12 protein-coding genes are annotated in these 16,960 nt (G+C 74.9%); all 12 read left to right on the plus strand.

From position 1 onward, the window contains the following. Positions 1–68 precede the first annotated feature (68 nt). The 12 genes from ACIGHB_RS19350 to ACIGHB_RS19405 all read left to right on the plus strand — a co-directional run bounded on the left by ACIGHB_RS19350 (position 69) and on the right by ACIGHB_RS19405 (position 16,958). A complete protein-coding gene (locus ACIGHB_RS19350; protein ID WP_360309810.1) occupies positions 69–1,385 on the plus strand; it encodes a nucleotide sugar dehydrogenase in 1,317 nt (438 codons plus the stop codon). Continuing rightward, positions 1,375–2,640 carry a glycosyltransferase family 4 protein gene (locus ACIGHB_RS19355; protein WP_399914517.1) on the plus strand — a complete coding sequence of 422 codons (1,266 nt, stop codon included), beginning with the start codon at positions 1,375–1,377 and terminating at the stop codon, positions 2,638–2,640. The genes ACIGHB_RS19350 and ACIGHB_RS19355 overlap by 11 nt, the downstream gene beginning before the upstream one ends. Next, positions 2,637–4,019: a polysaccharide biosynthesis protein gene (locus ACIGHB_RS19360; protein ID WP_399914519.1), complete on the plus strand. Its 1,383-nt coding sequence runs from the start codon at positions 2,637–2,639 to the stop codon at positions 4,017–4,019. Before ACIGHB_RS19355 ends, ACIGHB_RS19360 begins: the two co-directional genes overlap by 4 nt. Next, entirely contained in the window at positions 4,016–5,536 is a 1,521-nt protein-coding gene (locus ACIGHB_RS19365) for a Wzz/FepE/Etk N-terminal domain-containing protein (RefSeq protein WP_399914520.1), read from the plus strand. Before ACIGHB_RS19360 ends, ACIGHB_RS19365 begins: the two co-directional genes overlap by 4 nt. Positions 5,537–5,538: 2 nt before the next feature. Beyond that, complete coding sequence (gene asnB / locus ACIGHB_RS19370; protein WP_399914522.1) at positions 5,539–7,470, plus strand: asparagine synthase (glutamine-hydrolyzing); 1,932 nt, start codon at positions 5,539–5,541, stop codon at positions 7,468–7,470. Positions 7,471–7,489: 19 nt separating this feature from the next. Continuing rightward, positions 7,490–9,661 carry a bi-domain-containing oxidoreductase gene (locus ACIGHB_RS19375; RefSeq protein WP_399914524.1) on the plus strand — a complete coding sequence of 724 codons (2,172 nt, stop codon included), beginning with the start codon at positions 7,490–7,492 and terminating at the stop codon, positions 9,659–9,661. Continuing rightward, complete coding sequence (locus ACIGHB_RS19380) at positions 9,658–11,613, plus strand: alginate lyase family protein (RefSeq protein ID WP_360309822.1); 1,956 nt, start codon at positions 9,658–9,660, stop codon at positions 11,611–11,613. The genes ACIGHB_RS19375 and ACIGHB_RS19380 overlap by 4 nt, the downstream gene beginning before the upstream one ends. A gap of 112 nt (positions 11,614–11,725) precedes the next feature. Then, positions 11,726–12,991: an O-antigen ligase domain-containing protein gene (locus ACIGHB_RS19385; RefSeq protein ID WP_399915016.1), complete on the plus strand. Its 1,266-nt coding sequence runs from the start codon at positions 11,726–11,728 to the stop codon at positions 12,989–12,991. 7 nt (positions 12,992–12,998) lie between these two features. Further along, positions 12,999–14,288 (plus strand): glycosyltransferase, encoded by a 1,290-nt coding sequence (locus ACIGHB_RS19390; protein WP_399914526.1) that lies wholly within the window; start codon positions 12,999–13,001, stop codon positions 14,286–14,288. Then, on the plus strand, positions 14,285–15,520 hold the full coding sequence (locus ACIGHB_RS19395; RefSeq protein WP_399914527.1) for a class I SAM-dependent methyltransferase: 1,236 nt from the start codon (positions 14,285–14,287) through the stop codon (positions 15,518–15,520). Before ACIGHB_RS19390 ends, ACIGHB_RS19395 begins: the two co-directional genes overlap by 4 nt. Then, on the plus strand, positions 15,517–16,311 hold the full coding sequence (locus ACIGHB_RS19400) for a glucose-1-phosphate cytidylyltransferase (RefSeq protein WP_399914529.1): 795 nt from the start codon (positions 15,517–15,519) through the stop codon (positions 16,309–16,311). The genes ACIGHB_RS19395 and ACIGHB_RS19400 overlap by 4 nt, the downstream gene beginning before the upstream one ends. Beyond that, positions 16,308–16,958 (plus strand): PIG-L family deacetylase, encoded by a 651-nt coding sequence (locus ACIGHB_RS19405; RefSeq protein WP_360309830.1) that lies wholly within the window; start codon positions 16,308–16,310, stop codon positions 16,956–16,958. The genes ACIGHB_RS19400 and ACIGHB_RS19405 overlap by 4 nt, the downstream gene beginning before the upstream one ends. Positions 16,959–16,960: the final 2 nt, after the last annotated feature.

Consider the following 16,960-nt stretch of genomic DNA (forward strand, 5'->3'; position numbering starts at 1 on the left):
CGGCGTCGTCGTCCGGCCGGCGCCGGGATCGCGGGCCCGTGGGGCCTGCCTGGGGGGAGGAAGGCTTCATGAGGGTCAGCGTTTTCGGGCTCGGTTACGTGGGCTGTGTGTCGGCCGCGTGCCTGGCGAGCTCGGGGCACGAGGTCGTCGGCGTGGACGTGAACCAGGTCAAGGTCGACCTGGTGAACGACGGCAGGGCGCCGGTGGTCGAGGAGGGGATCGGCGAGCTCGTCGCCGAGGTCGTGCGGACCGGGGCGCTGCGCGCCACCGGTGACGTCCGCGAGGCGATCGGGGCCAGCGAGGTGTCGCTGGTCTGCGTGGGTACGCCGTCGGAGCCCAACGGCAGCCTGTGCACGACGTATCTGGAGCGGGTCACCGAGGAGATCGGGGCCGCGCTGGCCGAGCGCGGCGGGCGGCACACCGTCGTCTTCCGCAGCACCATGCTCCCGGGCACCTGCCTGAACTTATTGGTCCCGATCCTGGAGAAGTACGTCGGCGGTACGGCCGGCGTGGACGTCGGGGTCGCGGTGAACCCGGAGTTCCTCCGCGAGGGCACCAGCGTGCGGGACTTCTTCGACCCGCCCAAGACCGTCATCGGCGAACTGGACGCGGCCAGCGGCGACGTGGTGGCGGCGCTGTACGAGGGGCTGCCCGGCGAGGTGTTCCGGGTGCCGGTCCCCACGGCCGAGGCGATCAAGTACGCGGACAACGCCTTCCACGGCCTCAAGATCGGTTTCGCCAACGAGCTGGGCGCGGTGTGCCGGGCGCTGGGGGTCGACTCGCACCAGGTCGTCGACGTCTTCCTGGCCGACCGAAAGCTGAACATCAGCCCCGCCTATCTGCGGCCCGGCTTCGCCTTCGGCGGCTCCTGCCTGCCCAAGGACCTGCGCAGCCTGGTCCACGCGGCGCAGCGGGCGGACGTCTCCGTGCCGATCCTGTCGCATGTGCTGCCCTCCAACGCCGACCACCTCCAGCGGGCGGTGGAGCTGGTCGAGCGGACGGGCCTGCGCCGGGTGGGCCTCTTCGGTCTCTCCTTCAAGCCGGGCACCGACGACCTGCGGGAGAGCCCGCTCGTGGAGCTGGCGGAGCGGCTCTTCGGGAAGGGGTACGACCTGCGGATCCACGACGCGAACGTGAGCCTCGCCCGGCTGCTCGGCGCCAACCGCGAGTACATCGAGACCCGGCTGCCGCACCTGGGGCGGCTCCTCGCGGACTCCGTCGGCGAGGTGCTCGACCACGCCGAGGTGGTGCTCGTCGGGACCAGGGACCCGGCCGTCCTGGCGGCGCTGCCCCGGGGCGGCAGCCCGGTGATCATCGATCTCGTCCATCTTCCCGACGCCGACGCGCGGCGGGCCGAGCCGGGGTACGTGGGCCTTGCGTGGTGACTCGACCAGCGGCGACCGGGCGACGGCCGGGCGCGCGCTGATCCTGGTGGAGAACCTTTCGGTGCCGTTCGACCGGCGCGTGTGGCAGGAGTGCGTGACGCTGCGCGACGCGGGCTGGGAGGTGCACGTCATCTGCCCCCGGGGCGGCAAGCGGGACACGGAACCGGAGGCGGTGGTCGACGGGGTGCGGATCCTCCGCTACCCGCTGCGCGCGGCCACCGGAGGTCCGGCCGGCTATCTGCGGGAGTACGGGACGGCGCTGTGGCACACGCTGCGGCTGGCGCGGAAGGTCGGCCCGGTCGACGTCGTCCACGCCTGCAACCCGCCGGACCTGCTGTTCCTGCCCGCCCTGTGGCTGAAGCGGCGGGGGGCGGCGTTCGTCTTCGACCAGCACGACCTGGTGCCCGAGCTGTACCTGTCGCGGTTCGGGCGCGGCGAGGACCTGCTGTACCGGGGGGTGCGCGCGCTGGAGCGGATGACGTACCGGGCCTCGGACGTGGTGCTCGCCACCAACGAGAGCTACCGGGACGTGGCCGTGCGCCGGGGCGGGCGGCGTCCTGAGGACGTGTTCGTGGTGCGCAGCGCGCCGGACACCGACCGCTTCCGGCCGGTGCCGGCCGAGCCGGAACTGAAGCGCGGCAAGCCGCATCTGCTCTGCTACCTGGGCGTGATGGGCCCGCAGGACGGCGTCGACTACGCCCTGCGGGCGCTGGCGAAGCTGCGCGACGAGCTCGGGCGGACCGACTGGCACGCGGTGTTCGTCGGCGCCGGGGACACCTTCGACGCGATGGTGTCGCTGGCCGGGCGGCTCGGGATCGCGGAGCACGTGGAGTTCACCGGGCGGGTCCCCGACGCGGAGCTCGTGCGGTGGCTGTGCAGCGCCGACGTGTGCCTCTCCCCCGACCCGCGCAATCCGCTCAACGACGTGTCGACGATGAACAAGGTCCTGGAGTACATGGTGATGGGCCGGCCGATCGTCTCCTTCGACCTCAAGGAGGCGCGCGTCTCCGCCGGTGAGGCGGCCGTGTACGCCCCCGCGAACGACGAGGCCGCGTTCGCCGCGCTGATCGCGGAGCTGATGGACGATCCGGAGCGGCGGGCCCGGATGGGCAAGATCGGCCAGGAGCGGATCCACGGGCCGCTGGCGTGGCGGAACTCCCAGGAGGCACTGCTCGCCGCGTACGCGGCCGCCGCTGGCGGCCGGGGCCCGGCGGCGGGCGGCGCGGGACGGGCGGGGACGAGGCCGCGCCGTTGAGCGACGACACCATACGCCTGGTCACGGTCGGGCGGTTGATCCGTCGGCGGGGGCGGCTCCTCACCGTCCTCGCCGTGCTGGGCGCGCTCGCCGGGTACGGCACCTCGGCGCTGCTCCCGGCGCGGTACACGACGTCGGCGTCGGTGCTGCTGCCGGGCGCGTGGGAGGAGCGCGAGCTGCTGACGCAGGCGCAGGTCGCGACCAGTTCGGTGGTGCTCGACCGGGTGGCGGCCGGGCTCGGCGGGACCGGGGCGGGCGGCGGCGGGCTGCGCGAGCGGGTGCGGGCCGAGGCGGCGGACGGCAACATCGTCAGGATCTCGGGCACGGCCGGCACCCCGGAGGGCGCGCAGCGGCTCGCCGACCTGGTGGCCCGGGAGTTCGTCGGCTTCGCGGCACGGATCGTCGGCGACGACGCCGACCCGGAGGCGGCGGCGCGGCTCCAGGCGCTGCGGCAGACGGTGACGCGGACCGCCCGCCGCGTCACCGAGCTGGCCGAGGCGGCCGGTCCGGGGACGTCGGTGGAGAGCGTGCAGACCCGCACCGAGCTCGCGAAGCTGCACACCTCCCTCCAGGAGGCCATGGACAAGCTGGAGCAGGCGGCTCCGTCCGCCGGCAAGGCCAACATGGTCGTCATGGGGGCGGCGGCCCGGCCGAAGGACGAGACGCCGCCGACGCGGACGCAGCTCGTCGCGGCCGGTGCGCTGCTGTTCTTCCTGCTCGCGGTCGTCGGCCACCTGGCCGCCGCGCGGGTGAGCCGGCGGCTGCGGACCGAGGCCGAGCTGGCCGCAGCGCTGGGCGCGCCGGCGCTCGGCACCCTCGACGTGCCGGACGAGCGGTCCGCGTCCGGGCCGGAGGACGGGGGGCTGGGGGCGCGTCTTCGCCGGCTGCTCGGCCTCGACGTCCGGTGGGAGGTGCCCGTGCCGTACGCCTCCGGTGGCGAGGCCGGTCTGCTGGTCCGCCACCGGCGGGTGTGCGCCCGGCTGCGGGACCGGTCGCCGGGTCCGGAAGGGCTGCTCGTCGTCGTCCCCGAGGGCGACGCGACCGCCCGGCGGGCCGCCGGCCGGCTGGCCGCCGAGGCGGCTTCCGCGGCCGCGGCCGGTGACGGGTGTCCTCCGCTGCGGGTGGTGGAGGTGCCGGTGGACCGGCCGATGGTGGCGGACCGCGCCGACGAGTCCGGTGCGCTGGTCGTGCTCGGGGCGGGCGCCTGGACGGCGGGGGAGATCGGCGGGATCGCCGAGGCGTGCGCCGACGCCGGACACGAGCTCGTCGGCGTCGTCCTCGCCGGTCCGGTGAGGACCCGCACGGCCCGGTCCGCGCGGCGCGGGGCCGCCGTCCCGGCGCGTCCGTCCGGGGACGAGACCGTGGAGGCCGCGCGGTGACGACGCGTACGACACCGGAGCCGCCGACCGCCGCTCCGCTCCTCGACCTGCACACCCTCGTGGTGGCGGTACGCAGGCGGCGCCGCCTCTGGGGCTCGGTGGCCCTGCTCGGTCTGGTCGGCGGCGCGGGGACGGCCGTCCTGCTGCCGCCGGCGCCGACCGCGGTGACGAAGGTGCTGGTCGCGCATCAGGAGGACCAGCCGACCGACCCGGGGACGCTGATCCGCACCGATGTCGCGCTGCTGCACACCACCCGGATCGCCGGCCGGGCCCTGGAGGCCCTCGGCTCCCCCGAGAAGCCCGAGGACTTCATGAAGGAGTACGAGGGCCGGGGGCTGACCAACAACCTGCTCCAGATCGAGGCGACCGGCGACGGCGACGCCGAGGCGGTGGCCCGTGTCCGGGCGCTGGCCGACGCGTTCGTCGCGGACCATGTGCGGCGCCTGCGGGAGGCGTCGGAGGCGGAGGCCCGGACGCTGCTCGACCAGCGCGAACGGCTGCGGTCGGAACTCGCCGAGGTCAACCGGGCGATCGGCGACGACCCGCCGGAGAGCGGGCCGGGCGCGTCGGCGGACCGGGAGTCGCTCTTCGCCCGCCGGGCCGAACTGACGTCACAGATCACCGAGTTCGGGCAGCGCGCGGCGGAGGCCCGGATCGGCACCCCTCAGCTCGTCGCCGGCACCCAGATCGTGGACGCGCCCCGCCCCGTCCGGTACTCCCTGCCCGCGACCGCCGCCACGAACGCCGGGATCGGCCTGGCGCTCGGCCTCGCCCTGGGCCTCGCGGCGGCGGCGGTCGGCACGGTCGTCGCGGACCGGCCGGTGCTGCGCCGCGATGTCGCCGCGCACCTCGGCGCCTCGGTGATCGCCGAACTCACGCGCAGATCAGGCTGGTTGTGGCGCCGTCGGCGGGTCCGGGCGGCGCGGACGCGGCTCGTCGTGTCCCTGGCGCGGACCGTGCGCGGTTCGGCGGAGCCCGTGTCGCTGCTGGAGCTGGGCTGCGCGCGGGCGGCCGGCGCACTCGCCCTGGACCTGGCCTCGGCCCTGTCGGCCGAGCGCCCGGTGGTCGTCGTCGACGGGCTCCCCGACGGCCGGCTCGCCGGGCGGCGACCGAGGCCGGGCGACCCCGAGGTGGTCGGCGCGGAGCGGGCCACGACCGGTTCGCGCCATGAACTCCGGCTCGGTGTCGGCTCGGTGGCGCCCGGTACGTCGTGGATCGACGTGCCGCACCTCGGCACCCGGACCGTGCTCGTGGTGCGGGCCGGGCACGGCAGCGCCGCCTGGCTGCACACCGTGGCACGGCACCTCGCCGAGCAGCACGTGGAGGTGATCGGCCTGGTCCTGATCGACCCCGATCCACGGGACAGGACCGACGGCACCCTCTGGGACGGACCCCCCGCCCCGCCGAACGGCGGAGGGAGCCGGCCGCCCCGGCGGCACGGCGTGGGCCTGCCGCGCATCGAGCGGCTGCCGACGTGGTCGGCGAGGGTCCCCGACAGCGAACAGGAGGCGCGGTAGACATGTGTGGCATCGCGGGCACCTACCGGTGGCCGGACGGGAAGGCCGTCACCGACCGGATCACCGACGTCCTCGCCCACCGGGGCCCCGACGGGGCGGGCCGGTACAGCCACGCGGCCGGGGACGGCGAGGTCCACCTGGGCCACCGCCGCCTGGCCGTCGTGGACCTCTCCCCGACGGGCGCCCAGCCGATGGCCTCGGACGGCCTCGTGCTGACGTACAACGGCGAGCTGTACAACGCGCCGGAGCTGCGGGCCGAACTCGCGGCGGCCGGGGTGCGGTTCCGCGGCACCTCCGACACCGAGGTGCTCCTGGAGGCGTGGCGGCGGTGGGGCACCGGCTGTCTGCCCCGGCTGCGCGGCATGTTCGCGTTCGGGATCTTCGACGAGCGGACCGGTGAGCTGGTGCTCGCCCGCGACCAGCTCGGCGTCAAGCCGCTGTTCCTGCTCCGGCGCGGCGAGGGGCTGGTGTTCGCCTCCGAGCTCAAGGCGCTCTCCGCCGCGACCGGCGGTCTCGACGTGGATCCGGCGGCGCTGGTCGCCTCGCTGCTCTACCACTGGGTGCCGGACTCGCGGTGCGCGTTCCGCGAGGCGGAGAAGCTGCCCCCGGGGAGCTGGCTGCGGATCGGGCCCGGCGGGCGGGTGGAGCGCGGCACGTTCTGGCGGCTGCGGGAGGTGGCCGCCGAGGGCCGGGAGCGGGCCCGCTCCGGCGAACTGCCGGACCTGGCCGCCGTGGTGGAGGAGTCCACCCGGCGCCACCTGCTCTCCGACGTGCCCGTGGCGACCTTCCTCTCCGGCGGTCTCGACTCCAGCTACCTGACCGCGCTCGCCGCCCGCGAGCGGCCGGGGATCTCCGCCTACACGATCGGCTTCCGCGCCGAGGACGCCCGCTTCGAGGCCATGCCGGACGACCTGGGGTACGCCCGGCGGGTCGCGGAGCGGTACGGCGTCGACCTGCACGAGATCGAGATCGCGCCGGACGTGCAGGACCTGCTGCCGCGGATGACGTACCACCTGGACGAGCCGATCGGCGACCCCGCCGCGATCAACACGTATCTGATCTGCTCGGCCGCCCGCGAGGCCGGGGTCAAGGTGATGCTCTCGGGGATGGGCGCCGACGAGCTGTTCGCCGGCTACCGCAAGCACCTGGCCAACCTCCTTGCGCTGCGCTACCAGCGGGTCCCCCGGCCGCTGCGGCGCGGACTGTCCGCCGCCGTGGACCGGCTGCCGGTCGCCTCGGCCCGCCGAGGCTACCGGTCGGTGCGGTTCGCGAAGCGGTTCCTCTCCTTCGCGGACCTGCCGGAGGAGACCGCGTTCCGCCGCAGCTACACCCTGTACGACCGGGCGGAGCTGCTCGCCCTCGTCGATCCGGACCTGGCGGGAACGGTCGACGACGTGCTGGCCGAGCACACGGACGTGTACGGGGACAACGACCTCGACGACTTCGTCAACCGGATGTGCCTGGGCGACGCCCGGATGTTCCTGCCGGGCCTCAACCTCGCCTACACCGACCGGTCGAGCATGGCCGCGTCGACCGAGGTGCGGGTGCCGTACGTGGACGTCGAGGTGGTCCGGGCGGCGTTCGCCGTGCCCGGCGACCGCAAGATCGTCGGACGGCAGGGCAAGGCCGTCCTCAAGGAGGCCGCCGCCACCGTCCTGCCCCGGGAGATCGTGTACCGGCCCAAGGGCCTCTTCAGCGCCCCGCTGCGGGCCTGGATGAGCCGGGACCTGGCGCCGCTGGTGCGCGAGGTGGTGCACGACGGCGTCCTCGTCGGCTCCGGGCTGCTGCGCCGCGACGCGCTGGCCCGCATGGTCGCCGAGGACGCGGCCGGGCACCGCGACTACTCCAAGCACCTCTGGCACGTGCTGACCCTCGAACACTGGTACCGCGCCGCGACCTCCGGGTCCGTCCGGCACGGCGACTCGAACGCGTAGAGAAACAAGGGGACTTCGGGTGAAACAGGTTGTGCAGAACTACAAGACCGGCGAGCTGGCGGTGCTCGACGTGCCCACCCCGGGGTGCAAGCCGGGCGGGGTGCTCGTCCGCACCGCGTACTCGCTGATCTCCACCGGCACCGAGCTGATGAAGGTGTCCGAGGCCGGCATGTCGATGGTGGGCAAGGCCCGCTCCCGGCCCGACCAGGTCGCCAAGGTCATGCAGAGCGTGGCCGTCAACGGGGTGCCCGCCACCTACCGCAAGGTGATGGGCAAGCTCGACTCGTACACGCCGCTCGGCTACTCGCTCTGCGGGGTGGTCGAGCAGGTCGGCGAAGGCGTCGACGACGTCAAGGTCGGCGACCTCGTCGCCTGCGCCGGCAACGAGCACGCGCTGCACGCCGAGGTCAACTGGGTGCCGAGGAACCTCTACGCCCGCGTCCCGGACGGCCTGGCGCCGCGCCACGCGGCCTTCGGCACCGTCGGGTCCATCGCCCTCCAGGGCGTCCGCCAGGGCGAACCGCGCCTCGGCGAGGTGGCCCTGGTCATCGGCCTCGGCCTGATCGGGCAGCTGGTCGCGCAGCTGCTCACCGCCTCGGGGGCCCGCGTCGTCGGCGTGGACCCCGACCCGGAGCGCTGCGCGCTCGCCGAACGCCTCGGCGCGGTGGCCTGCGGCGATCCGGCGTCGGCCGCCGTGGAGGCCGCCGTCGCCGAGCTGACCGACGGGCACGGCGTGGACCAGGTGTACCTGGCGGCCGGCGGCGCCGACAACCAGCCCGTCGAGCTGGCGGCCCGGCTCAGCCGGGACCGGGGCCGGGTGGTGGACATCGGCAAGTGCCGCCTCGACCTGCCGTGGAACGCGTACTACGAGAAGGAGCTCGACGTCCGGTTCTCCCGCAGCTACGGACCCGGCAGGTACGACCCGGAGTACGAGCTCGACGGGCGGGACTACCCGATCGGCTACGTGCGCTGGACCGAGCGCCGCAACCTGGCCTGCTTCCTCGACCTGCTGCACCGGGGCCGCGTCGACGTCGAGCCGCTGGTCTCGCACATCGCCGGCTTCGACGACGCCGTCGAGACGTACCGGTCCCTGAAGGACGGCGGCCTGAAGGCCGTGGCCGTGCTCTTCCGGTACCCCGAGCAGCCCGTGGAGGCGCCGGCGCCCGAGGTGGCGGTGCCCGCCGTGCGGGGGGAGCGCCGGCCGGCCCCGCCCGTCCGGAGGCCGGTGCGGCTCGCCTTCGTCGGCGCGGGCAACTACGCCACGTCGATGCTGCTGCCGCACCTCGTCGGACGGGACGGCGTCGAGCTGTCCGCGGTCGTCACCACGACCGCGCTGTCGGCGGCCAACGCGCGGCGGAAGTTCGGCTTCGCCGCGGCCACCACCGACCTCGACGCCGTGCTGGGCGACCCGTCCGTCGACGCCGTGTTCGTCGTCACCCGGCACAGCTCGCACGCCGCGCTGACCCGCCGGGCCCTCCTCGCCGGCAAGGCGGTCTTCGTCGAGAAGCCGCTGGCGCTCTCCCAGGAGGAGCTCGCCGGAGTGCTCGCGGCCGTCGAGGAGTCCGGCAACGACCGGATCCAGGTCGGCTTCAACCGCCGCTTCGCGCCGCTGCTCCAGGAGGCGCGGCGCCGGTTCGGCCCCCGGACCGGCCCGGCGAGCCTGCGCTACCTGGTCAACGCGGGCCGCCTCCAGCACGGCAGCTGGTACCTCCGGCAGACCACCGAGGGCTCCCGGTTCGCCGGCGAGGGCGGTCACTTCATCGACACGGCCAGCTGGCTCCTCGGCGCCGACCCGGTCTCCGTGTACGCGGCGGCCACGCCAGGCCACCACGACCTCCAGGTGGTGCTGGGCTACCCGGACGGCTCCACCGCCACCCTCAGCTACGTCACCACCGGCGCCTCCGCCTTCCCGAAGGAGACGCTGGACCTGATCGCGGACGGCAAGGTGCTGAGGCTCGACGACTTCGTCCGCGCCTCGGTCCACGGCCCCGAGCGGTGGGTCAGTTCCCGGCTGCCGAAGGCCCGGGACAAGGGCCAGAACGCCGAACTGGCCGCGTTCGTCCGGGCCGTGCGGACCGGCGGTCCGATGCCGGTGCCGCTGGAGTCGCTGGTCGCCACCACGGCCGCCACCCTCGCCGTCCAGGCCGGTCTGGCGTCCGGCGCGCCGGTGACGCTGGAGCGGCCGCGATGACCATGGGCCCCACCTGGTACCTGCGGCGGCTCTCCCGGATGGGCCCGCGCGAGGTCGGCGGCCGGACCGTCGACGCGGTCCGCCGCCGGCGGTGGCGCTCGGCGCGCCCGCGCTGTCCGCGCGTGACCGGCGCCCGGTTCACCGCCGTGCTGCCCCCGGGGACGCTCGCCGCGGTGCCACCGGACGCCGCGAAGCGGCTCGTCGCCGAGGCGGACCGGCTGCTGGCCGGCCACGCCCGGTACTTCGGCGTCGACCGCGACGACATGGCCGACCCCGACTGGTGGTACGACCCGAAGACCGGGCGCCGGGCGCCCTGGGGCCACGCCTTCGACGTGCCGTACCGGGACGAGGAGACGGTCGGCGACATCAAGCAGATCTGGGAGCCGTCCCGGCACCAGTACCTCACCGTGCTGGCCGCCGCCTACGCGGTCACCGGCGACGAGCGGTACGCCGAGCGGGTCGCCCTCCACCTGCGGTCGTGGTGGGCGGCGAACGCGCCGCTGCGCGGGGTGCACTGGACCAGCGGCATCGAGCTGGGCATCCGGCTGCTGTCCTGGGTGTGGATCCGGCGGCTGCTCGACGGCTGGCCCGGCGCGCCGGGCCTCTTCGAGGACAACCCGGTGGCGCTCCGCCAGATCTGGCACCACCAGCGGTGGCTGGCCGCCTTCCCCAGCCGGGGGTCGTCGGCGAACAACCACGTCGTCGCCGAGGCCGCCGGGCAGTTCGCCGCGGCCTGCGCCTTCGGCTGGTTCCCGTCCTCGGCTCGGTGGCGGGCCGACGCGCTGCGGTCCCTGGAGCGGCACCTGCGCGGCAACACCTTCCCGTCCGGCCTCAACCGCGAACTGGCCACCGAGTACCACGGGCTCGTGCTCGAACTCGGCCTCGCCGCCCTGGCCGAGGCGGACACCGCCGGCGTGCCGGTACCGCCGTCGGTGCGGCTGGTGCTGCTGCGGATGACCGACGCGCTCGCCGCCGTGGTCGACGACCGGTTGCGGCCGCCGCGCCAGGGCGACTCCGACGACGGGCACGGCCTCGTCGTGGACGGCCCGGACACCGACCGCTGGGGCTCCCTCCTCACCACCGGGGACGCCGTCTTCGGCCGGCTCGCCTGGTGGCCCGAGGTGCCCGGCACCGATGTGCGCACCGCGCTGCTCGGCGCGCTCGTCCGGCCGTACGGGAAGGGCGGGGCCGCACCGGCCGTGCGCCGCCCCGCGGCCCGGCCCGCGCACTTCGCCGACGCGGGGATGACGATCCTGCGCGGTCCCGGCGGGATCTGGTGCCGCTGCGACGCCGGCCCGCACGGGTTCCTGTCGATCGCCGCGCACGCCCACGCGGACGCCCTGTCCGTGGAGGTCCGGCACGACGGGGTGGACGTGCTCGCCGACCCGGGGACGTACTGCTACCACGGGCAGCCGGAGTGGCGGCGCTACTTCCGGTCCACCCTCGGCCACAACACCCTGGAGTGGGCCGGCGCGGACCAGTCCGTCTCCGGCGGCCCTTTCCTGTGGACCCGGCACGCCCGCGGCCGGGTGCTGGCCGCGGACACGGGCGGGGAGGTCGCCCGCTGGTGCGCCGAGCACGACGGCTACCGGCCCGTGGTGCACCGGCGCCGGGTGGAGCTGAGCGCGGCGGACCGGGAGCTGCGGGTGGTCGACGAGGTGCGCGGCGACCGGGGCGAGGTGCGCCTGGTGTTCCACCTGGGGCCGGCGGTCGCGGCGGAGCTGACGGGGAACCGCGCGGTGCTGTCGTGGGACCGCGACGGCGAGGTCCGCTCGGCCGGACTCGACCTGCCCGGGGAGCTGTCCTGGCGGGCGCACCGCGGCGAGACGGGGCCGCCGCTCGGCTGGTACTCGGCCGGCTTCGGCCGCAAGGAGCCCAGCACGACGCTGGTCGGCACCGGTGTCGCCGACGGCACGCGGCGGTTCACGACCGTGCTCGGGTTCCACGGCTAGGCGGGCTCGTGGGGATCGAGGGGATCGAGGGGCTGGAGGGGGAGGCTTGGGGAGCGAGGGGGGTCGCGTGAGGGCCGCACCGGGCCGCCTCGGGCTGCCGGACGGGCCCGGCGTGACGGGCACGGGCACCTGGGCGACGCCGTCCGGCGCGGCCGGCCCGCCGAGGGCCGTGGGGATCGCCTGGGCGCTGCTGGGGCTCAACACGCTCGGCTCCGCCGGGGCGAAGACGGTCGTCCCGCTCCCCCGCTCGCTCATCCAGATGGGCACGATGGGCGCGCTGGTCGCCGCCTTCGGGCTCGCGCTCGCGCTCAACCTGCGGCTGCGCGTCCGCCCCAGCGCCTTCGTGTTCCTGCTGACGCTGCTGCTCGTGCCGAGCGTGCTGTCCAGCGTGCAGCTGGAGGTGGGCTTCGGGGCGCTGTTCCGCTGCGCCCGGCTGGCGCTGTTCGTCGCCACGCTGTGGCTGCTCAGCCGCTGGTGGGACGAGAGCGCGGCGTTCGTCCGCTATCACGTCCGCATGTACGTCGCGGTCCTGGCGCTGGTGGCGGTCGGTCTGCTCGTCGCGCCGGGCACGGCGCTGCCCGAGTACTACGGGGAGCGGCTCGTCGGCGCGCTGTGGCCGCTCACACCGCCGCAGATCGGGCAGTACGCGGCGGTGGTGGTGGGCCTGACCGTGCTGCTCCTGCTGGGGCGCGGGACCACGCGGGCCGGTGCGGCGGTGGTCGTCGTGCCCGCCCTGGTGCTGCTCGCGATGACCCACACCCGGACGGCGACGCTGGGGCTGCTGATCGGGCTCGTGCTCGCGATCGGCTCGCTCTTCCTGACGAGCGCGCCGGCCCGCCGGTTGTTCGCCTGGGCGGTGGTGTGCGCGGCGGTCGCCGCGGTGGTGTTCGGCTCCGCGCTGCGGGCGTGGTTCCTGCGCGGGCAGAGCCAGGAGAGCTTCTCCAACCTGACCGGCCGGGCGAAGGTGTGGGACGCGCTGCTGGCCGAGCCCCGCTCGCTGCGGGAGCGGCTGTTCGGCACGGGCCTGGGCGACAAGTCGTTCGACGGCCTGCCGATCGACAACAGCTGGCTGGCCGTCTACCACGAGCAGGGCCTGCTCGGTGTGGTCCTCGTGGCGGGGATGCTCCTCGCCCTGGGCGGCGTGGCGCTGCTGCGCCCGCCGTCGCTGCCGAGGGCCTGCGCGATCTTCCTCGTCACGTACTGCGCGCTGTCGTCGTACACGGAGGTCGGCCTGGGCGACGCCTCGGCGTATCTGCTGCATCTGACGCTGGCGGCGGCGCTGCTCGCGGCGCCCGCGCCGGCCGCTCCGCCCACGGCGGCCACGCCGCCGGCACCCGACCCTTCCCGACGACGTGTCCCGCGATGGGCCCGGAGGTGACCTGACCATGCGTGTCCTTGTGGTGCACAACCGCTACTCCTCGGCGCAGCCGAGCGGGGAGAACCGGGTGGTGGACGAGGAGGTGGGGCTGCTGCGCGCGGCCGGCCACCGGGTCGAGCTGTTCGAGCGGCGCAGCGACGACATCGCCCGCCGGTCCCTGCCCGGGAAGGTCGCGGTGCCGCTGCTCGTGCCGTGGAACCCGGCGGTCCGTACGGAGCTGGCGGCGCGGCTCCGGGCCGGCCGGCCGGACGTGGTGCACGTCCACAACGTCTTCCCGCTGCTCTCCCCCGCGGTGCTGGCCGCGTGTGCCGACGTCGGCGTGCCGGTCGTCGCCACGCTGCACAACTACACGCAGGTGTGCCCTCCGGGGACGCTGCACAGGGACGGCCGGCCGTGCTCCGAGTGCGTCGGGAGGACGGTGCCGCTGCCGGCCGTACGGCACGGCTGCTACCGGGACTCGCGGCCGGCGACGGTGCCCCTGGCGGTCGGTCTCGCGGTCAACCGGCGGCGGTGGTGGTCGGGCGTGGACCGGTTCTTCTGCATCTCGGCGGCGCAGCGGGACGTGCTGGTGCGGTCGGGCATGCCGGCCGGGCTGCTCGTGGTGAAGCACAACTTCGTGCCCGAGCCGGGCGTCCGCCGGGAGGGCGACGGGGAGCACCTGCTCTTCCTCGGCCGGCTCGCGGAGCCCAAGGGGGTGCGGTTGCTGATGGCGGCATGGGACGCGCTGGCGGCGGAGGGCGGTATGGGCGTGCCGCTGGTGGTGGCGGGCGCGGGCCCGCTGGAGCCGGAGGTGACCGCGTGGGCGGCGGGCCGGGACGACGTGCGGTACGCCGGTCTGTACGGCCCCGAGGAGTGCCGGGATGCCGTCGCGCGGTCGGTCGCCGTGGTGGCGCCGTCGCTGGCGCGGGAGACGTTCGGCCTGGTCGTCGCGGAGGCGATGGCGGCGGGGGTGCCGGCGGTCGCCGCCGGTCACGGCGGGTTCGCCGAGCTCGTCGAGGACGGGGTGACGGGGCTGCTGCACCGGCCGGGGGACGCCGTTTCGCTCGCGGAGTGCCTGCGGCGGATCGCGGCCGGGCCGGAGGGCAACCGGGAGATGGGCCGGGCGGCCCGGATCCGGTACGAGCGGGGCTTCGGCCCGGCCGTGGGCCTGGCGCGCCTGGAGGAGGAGTACCGGTCCGTGATCGCGGGCCGGTCCGGCGGCGGGGGCGCCCCGCCGCCCGCAGGGGAAACGACCGGCAGGAAATCGACTGGCTCGCCGCGGGTCCGCCCGCGCGGGCGGGATGGGGGAAGCAGATGACACGGTGCAGGCTCTGTGGTGCGGCGGCGCTGACCAGCGTCGTCGACCTGGGGGCGACCCCGCCGTGCGAGAGCTTTCTGGCGGCTGACGAACTGGACCTGCCGGAGCCCACGTACCCGCTGCACCTGCGGGTCTGCGCGGAGTGCCGGCTGGCGCAGCTGCCGCCGCTGATCACGCCGGAGGAGACGTTCACGCAGTACGCGTACTTCTCCTCGTACTCGACGTCCTGGGTGGAGCACGCGCGGGCGTTCGTCGGGGAGGCGGTGGACCGTCTCGGGCTCGGCCCGGACGCCTTCGTGGTGGAGGTCGCGAGCAACGACGGGTATCTGCTGCGGCACGTGGTGGAGCGGGGGATCCGCTGCCTGGGCGTGGAGCCGTCGGTGAACGTGGGGGCGGCGGCGCGGGAGGCGGGCGTGCCCACGCTGACGGCGTTCCTGTCGCCGGAGACCGGTACCGCCGTCCGCGCGGAGCACGGCCCGGCGGACCTGGTGGTCGCGAACAACGTGTACGCGCACATCCCGGACGTCATCGGGTTCACGCGGGGACTGCGGGCCCTGGTCGCCGACGACGGCTGGGTGTCGATCGAGGTGCAGCACCTGCTGACGCTGATCGAGGGGAACCAGTACGACACGATCTACCACGAGCACTTCCAGTACTACACGGTGGCGTCCGCGGCGCGGGCGCTGGCGACCGGCGGCCTCGCGCTCGTGGACGTCGAACCGCTGCCGACGCACGGCGGCTCGATCCGGCTCTGGGCCCGGCCGGCCGAGACGGCCGGTGAGCCGTCGCACCGGGTCGCGGAGGTCCTCGACCGGGAGAAGGCCGCCGGGCTCCACGAGCCGTCCGGGTACACCGCGTTCTCCGCCCGGGTCGCGAAGGTGCGCAGGGACCTGCTGCGGTTCCTCGTCGACGCGGCCGAGCGCGGCGAGACGGTCGTCGGCTACGGCGCCCCCGGCAAGGGCAACACCCTCCTGAACCACTGCGGCATCCGGCCCGACCTCCTCGCGTACACCGTCGACCGGAACCCGTACAAGCACGGCAGGTTCACCCCCGGCACCCGCATCCCGATCCTGCCGCCCGAGCGGATCGCCGCCGACCGTCCGGACTACGTCCTGGTCCTGCCCTGGAACCTGCGGACCGAACTGGTCGAGCAATTGGCCTACGTGCACGAGTGGGGCGGCCGGCTCGTCTTCCCCGTACCCGAACTGAGCATCGTCGAGGTGACGCGATGAAGGTCGTCCTGTTCTGCGGCGGTTACGGGCTGCGCATGCGCGCCGGAGCCTCCGACGACGTGCCCAAGCCGATGGCGATGGTCGGCCCCCGGCCGCTGATCTGGCACGTCATGCGGTACTACGCGTACTTCGGGCACACGGAGTTCATCCTCTGCCTCGGGTACGGGGCCCACCACATCAAGGAGTTCTTCCTCAGCTACGAGGAGACGACCTCCAACGACTTCGTGCTGCGGGGCGGGCGGACCGAGCTGCTGTCCACGGACATCGCCGACTGGACGATCACGTTCGCGCAGACCGGCATCGAGTCGCCGATCGGGGAGCGGCTGCGCCGGGTGCGGCCGCACCTGGAGGGCGAGGAGATGTTTCTCGCCAACTACGCCGACGTGCTGACGGACGCGCCGCTGCCGGAGATGATCGACCGGTTCGCGCGGCGGGACGCCGGCGCGTCGATGATGGTGGTGCCGCCGCAGTCCTCCTTCCACTGCGTGGAGCTGGGCGAGGACGGCCTGGTCGGGGGCATCACGCCGGTGAGCGAGCTGCCGCTGTGGGAGAACGGCGGCTACTTCGTGCTCCGCCAGGAGGTCTTCGACCACATCCCGGAGAACGGCGACCTGGTCGCCGACGGCTGCGCGGCGCTGGCCAAGCGGGGGCGGCTTGTGGCGCACCGGCACCGGGGCTTCTGGAAGCCGACCGACACCGTCAAGGAGCGCGCCGCGCTCGACGAGGCGTACGCCCGGGGCGACCGCCCGTGGGCCGTGTGGGAGCGGGACCGCGCCGGGGCGGGCGCGTGATCGGGCTGGGGGCCGGGCGGCCCCTGGAGCGGATCGCCGCGGTGGGCGCGCACTGCGACGACATCGCCATCGGCGCCGGCGGCACGCTGCTCACGCTGTGCCTGGCCCGGCCGGGCGTCCGGGTCGACGCGCTGGTCCTCACCGGTGGCGGCGGCGAGCGTGAGGACGAGGAGCGGGCCGCGCTCGCCGCGTTCTGTCCGGGCGCCGACCTGCGGCTGACGGTGCTGAAGCTGCCGGACGGCCGGCTCCCCGCGCACTGGGAGGAGGCCAAGTCGGCGGTGGAGGAACTGCGCGCCCGGACCGATCCGGACCTGGTGCTCGCCCCGCGTACCGAGGACGCCCACCAGGACCACCGCGGGCTCGCCCGGCTGCTACCCACGGCCTTCCGCGACCACCTCGTGCTCGGCTACGAGATCGTCAAGTGGGACGGCGACCTCGGCCGGCCCGTGGCCTACCAGCCGCTGACGCCGGAGGTCGCCGAGCGGAAGGCACGGCTGCTCCAGGAGCACTACCCCTCACAGCGCCACCGGCCCTGGTACGACCGCGAGGCGTTCCTGGGTCTCGCGCGGATCCGCGGCATCGAATGCCACGCCCGCTACGCCGAGGCGTTCGCCGTCTCCAAACTCACTCTCGATCTGGGGGAATGAAC

Origin of the sequence: Streptomyces sp. NPDC085460, assembly GCF_044541975.1 — a bacterium.
Lineage (GTDB): Bacteria > Actinomycetota > Actinomycetes > Streptomycetales > Streptomycetaceae > Streptomyces.

Excerpts from the sequence above, each read along its gene's own strand:
- ACIGHB_RS19350 (WP_360309810.1), top strand. The coding sequence starts at position 69 with ATGAGGGTCAGCGTTTTCGGGCTCGGTTACGTGGGCTGTGTGTCGGCC.
- asnB (WP_399914522.1), top strand. The coding sequence starts at position 5,539 with ATGTGTGGCATCGCGGGCACCTACCGGTGGCCGGACGGGAAGGCCGTC.
- ACIGHB_RS19380 (WP_360309822.1), top strand. The coding sequence starts at position 9,658 with ATGACCATGGGCCCCACCTGGTACCTGCGGCGGCTCTCCCGGATGGGC.
- ACIGHB_RS19390 (WP_399914526.1), top strand. The coding sequence starts at position 12,999 with ATGCGTGTCCTTGTGGTGCACAACCGCTACTCCTCGGCGCAGCCGAGC.
- ACIGHB_RS19395 (WP_399914527.1), top strand. The coding sequence starts at position 14,285 with ATGACACGGTGCAGGCTCTGTGGTGCGGCGGCGCTGACCAGCGTCGTC.
- ACIGHB_RS19400 (WP_399914529.1), top strand. The coding sequence starts at position 15,517 with ATGAAGGTCGTCCTGTTCTGCGGCGGTTACGGGCTGCGCATGCGCGCC.